Genomic DNA, 4,260 nt, shown 5'->3' on the forward strand with positions numbered 1-4,260 from the left:
CCTCGGACGAATCGGCGACAGCGGCCGACTTGCCACTTGAGGCAGCATTCATATCCGATGCGGTGGCATTGTAACCGGGCATTCCGACCGACATTGTCGGGTCGCCAGCCGAAGTGCAGGAGGCCAGAAGCAAGGAGCAGAGCGCTGCCACAATGGCGCGGCGTTCTCCCTTTGCGAGGCTCCATCCTGCTGATTTCAAAGTCAAATTCCCCCTCGATGTCCGGTCGGTATATCCTTGGCGCCACACGCATGCGTCGATGCCAAGGTGACCTTTGTCTCCGATCCGGAAACGAGACCTGTGTCAAATCCGCAAGCCTGGAAGTATTTTTGCGGTGATTGTCGAATTACGGCCGCTTGATGGTTGACGACACCATTTCGCCCGCTTTTGGCGGTCCGTCAACTCACCACACATTACAGTCCGTTACACACGTACTTTCACATAGGTGCCGGGAGCATCACCCAAGGTTTTCATATGCTTGCCCGGTTTGCGGGCAGGCACGCGGGTGTTGTCCTTGGCCTCTATCCAGTCTTGCCAGTGCGGCCACCAGGATCCTGGATGGTCGGTGGCATTGGCTATCCACTGGCTGAAGTCGCCCGTCGGCGTACCCCCGGTCCAGTACTGGTATTTGTTGGATGCCGGCGGATTGACGACCCCTGCGATATGGCCCGACCCGGCCATCACATACTCGACCGTGCCGCCGAAATATTTCGAACCGAGGAACACCGAAAGCGCCGGCGCGATGTGATCTTCCTTGGAGGCGAGGTTGTAGACCGGGATGGTGATGTCCCCAAGCGAAACCGTGTGACCCGCCAGTTCCATCGTGCCTTGCGAAAGGTTGTTCTCAAGATAGCAGTTGCGCAGGTAGAAAGAGTGATTGGCCGCCGCCATGCGGGTGGAATCTGCATTCCAGTAGAGCAGGTCGAAGGGCAGGGGATCCTTGCCGCGCATGTAGTTGTTGACGACATAGGGCCAGATCAGGTCGCCTGAGCGCAGCATGTTGAAGGCGGTCGCCATCTTGGTGCCGTCGAGATAGCCTTTTTCGCTCATCGACTTTTCCACAGCGGCGACCTGTTCTTCGTCGACGAACACTTTCAGGTCGCCGGCATGGGTGAAGTCGACCTGCGTGGTGAAGAAGGTCGCCGACTTGATGCGGTCGTCGCCCTCTTGCGCCATCAGCGCCAGTGCCGCCGCCAGAAGCGTGCCGCCAACGCAATAGCCGATCGCGTTGACGTCGCGTTCGCCGGTGGCCTTCTCGACGGTGTCGAGGCCGTATTGCAGACCCTCGCGGATATAGGCTTCCCAACTCTTGGTGCCGTGGCGCTCGTCCGGATTGATCCAGGAGATGACGAACACGGTGTGGCCCTGTTCAACCGCCCAGCGAATGAAGGATTTCTGCGGGTTCAAATCGAGGATGTAGAATTTGTTGATCCATGGCGGGCAGATCAGCAAGGGCCGCTTGAGCACCGTCTCGGTCGCCGGGTCGTACTGGATGATTTCGGCGACGTCGCTGCGGCCGACCACCTTGCCGGGAGTGGTGGCGATGTTCCTGCCGATCTCGAAGGGTGAGTAGTCAGCCTGCCGCAGCTTCAGGTCGCCCTTGCCGGCGGCGATGTCCTCGGCCAGCATCTTCATGCCGCGCACCAGGTTTTCGCCGTTCGACGCGACGGTTTCACGGAACAGTTCCGGATTGGTCAGGATGAAATTCGACGGCGAGATGGCGTTGGACACCTGCTTGACGTAAAAGCCGGCCTTGTGGCGGGTGTGCTCGTCAAGGCCTTCGGCGTGCTCGACCAGATCGGCCGCCCAGCGCGAGGTGACGAGATAGGCCTGCTTGAGGAAATCGAAGAAGGCGTTGCGGCCCCATTCCGGGTCGAGGAACCGCTTGTCGCCGCGCTCCGGCTTGACCGCGTCTTCGGTGTCTTGCGCGGCGTTGCTGGTGCGCTGAATGGCGTTGGCCCAGACCGTCATATAGCCGGAGAACAGCCGCGTCTGCGCTTCCAGCGCGCGCTGCGGATCGGCAAGCCAGTATTCGCTGAGCTTGGAAAAGGTCTTCACCATATCGACAACGGGCTCGGCGACATGGTCGCGCACGTCGCCTTTTTCGCGCGGCTCGGCCCAGGCGGAAGCGGCCTTGCCGGCCTGCTCGATCATGCGCGCCATGTTCAGGGCGAAGCGTTCCGGGTCCTTCACCAGATATTGCTCGACGGTCGAAGGCTCGTCATCTTCCGCTTTGCCCGAATCGGGTGTTTTGGACATGGTTGGCGGGGTTCCTCCCGAGGCCTTTTCTTGACATATTAACATGGGACATCCGACCGGGCCAATCTCGCTCTACCTCGGCTGCCAAGGAAACAATATGACGATTAATATTGGCGAAACTGTTTTTTTCGGTGCCGGACATTTTTGCCGCATCGGCGCGGCGATCGTCCTCATCGGGATTGCCGGGTGCTCGAGCACCAACACGAATGGCCCGACGCCTGTCGCTGCGGGTACGGGGCCGAAGGATACCGGCACCTTTCCGAACCTGAACATCAAGCCGCAAGTGGCGGCGCCTCAGTTCACCGAAGCCGAGAAGAACGCCAAGCTCGCGCAATTGAAGGCGGATGAGAATGCGCAGGCGGCAAAGGGCGGCGGCCCGAAGGTCGCCAACCAGGCGGCGCTGACGGATTTGGCCAAGAAGCATGGCGACGAAACGCTGAAGCAGATCGAAGCCAAATGCGACCCCGCCCTCGACCCTACCTGCAAATAAGTATATAGCGCGCGCCCAACACCCCCTTCGCTGTCTGGAACTGCCATGGAAGAATTTCACAAGGTTCGCCGGCTTCCGCCTTACGTGTTCGAGCAGGTCAACCGGCTCAAGGCCAGCGCCCGATCGCGTGGCGCCGACATCATCGACCTGGGCATGGGCAATCCGGACCTGCCGACGCCCAAGGCTATCGTCGACAAATTGTGCGAGGTCGTGCGCGACCCGCGCACGCATCGCTATTCCTCGTCGCGCGGCATTCCGGGCCTTCGTCGCGCCCAAGCCGCCTACTATGGCAGGCGCTTCGGCGTGAAGCTCAACCCCGACACGCAAGTGGTGGCCACGCTTGGCTCGAAGGAAGGCTTCGCCAACATGGCGCAGGCGATCACGGCGCCCGGCGACGTGATCCTGTGCCCGAACCCGACCTATCCGATCCATGCCTTCGGCTTCATCATGTCGGGTGGCGTCATCCGCTCGCTGCAGGTGGAGCCGGACGACGGCTTCATCCCGGCGCTCGAGCGCGGGGTCAAACATTCGATCCCGAAGCCGCTGGCGCTGATCCTCAACTATCCGTCGAACCCGACGGCGCTGGTCGCCTCGCTCGATTTCTACAAGGATGTGGTCGCCTTCGCCAAGAAGAACGACATCATCATCCTGTCCGACCTTGCCTATTCGGAGATCTATTTCGACGGCAATCCGCCGCCTTCGGTGCTGCAGGTGCCTGGCGCGATCGACGTTTGCGTCGAATTCACCTCCATGTCGAAGACCTTCTCCATGCCCGGTTGGCGCATGGGCTTTGCCGTCGGTAACGAGCGGCTGATCTCGGCGCTGACGCGGGTGAAATCCTACCTCGATTACGGCGCCTTCACGCCGATCCAGGTGGCGGCGGCACATGCGCTCAATGGCGACGGCGCCGACATCGCCGAAGTGCGCGACATCTACCACAAGCGCCGCGATGTGATGGTCGATGCCTTCGGCCGCGCTGGCTGGACCATTCCGGCACCGGCGGCATCGATGTTCGCCTGGGCGCCAATCCCGGAGCCGTTCCGACATCTCGGCTCGCTCGAATTCTCCAAGCTGCTCATCGAACATGCCGACGTGGCCGTGGCGCCCGGTGTTGGCTTCGGCGAGCATGGCGACGAATTCGTGCGCGTCGCTCTGGTCGAGAACGAGCACAGGATCCGGCAGGCGGCGCGCAACATCAAGCGCTTCCTGTCGACCAGCGCCAAGCAGCCCAACAACGTCGTGCCGCTCTCCGCTCACCGGTAAGCTTGCCGCACGCAAATTCGATCTGACTTTGAGGGACGTCGCCGGACATGGCTGAAGCATTGCGTGTTGGAATTGCCGGCCTCGGCACCGTTGGCGCGTCGGTGGCGCGCGTGCTGCGCGACAAAGCGGTGGAACTGACCCGCCAGTGCGGCCGTGACGTGATCGTCACCGCCGTCTCGGCGCGCGACCAGAAGCGCGATCGCGGCGTCGATCTGAGCTCGGCAAAGTGGTTCGACGATCCGGTCAAGAT

3 protein-coding genes and 1 pseudogene are annotated in these 4,260 nt (G+C 61.5%); 3 read left to right on the top strand and 1 reads right to left on the bottom strand.

Translation table 11 applies throughout. The annotated features are described in order from the left end of the window. Positions 1–421 precede the first annotated feature (421 nt). On the bottom strand, positions 422–2,257 hold the full coding sequence (phaC, locus tag EN939_RS23150) for a class I poly(R)-hydroxyalkanoic acid synthase (RefSeq protein ID WP_127269943.1): 1,836 nt from the start codon (positions 2,255–2,257) through the stop codon (positions 422–424). A gap of 43 nt (positions 2,258–2,300) precedes the next feature. Between phaC and EN939_RS23155 the strand changes: the two genes are divergently transcribed. From EN939_RS23155 to EN939_RS23165, 3 genes and pseudogenes are all read left to right on the top strand, one after another. Beyond that, entirely contained in the window at positions 2,301–2,747 is a 447-nt protein-coding gene (locus tag EN939_RS23155; protein ID WP_236382797.1) for a hypothetical protein, read from the top strand. Positions 2,748–2,792: 45 nt separating this feature from the next. Next, positions 2,793–4,010 (top strand): LL-diaminopimelate aminotransferase, encoded by a 1,218-nt coding sequence (locus tag EN939_RS23160; RefSeq protein ID WP_023810473.1) that lies wholly within the window; start codon positions 2,793–2,795, stop codon positions 4,008–4,010. Between the two features lie 47 nt (positions 4,011–4,057). Continuing rightward, positions 4,058–4,260, top strand: a pseudogene (locus EN939_RS23165) (homoserine dehydrogenase); the annotation flags it as partial.

This window comes from Mesorhizobium sp. M7A.F.Ca.CA.002.05.1.1, from assembly GCF_003998335.1.
Taxonomy (GTDB): Bacteria; Pseudomonadota; Alphaproteobacteria; order Rhizobiales; family Rhizobiaceae; genus Mesorhizobium.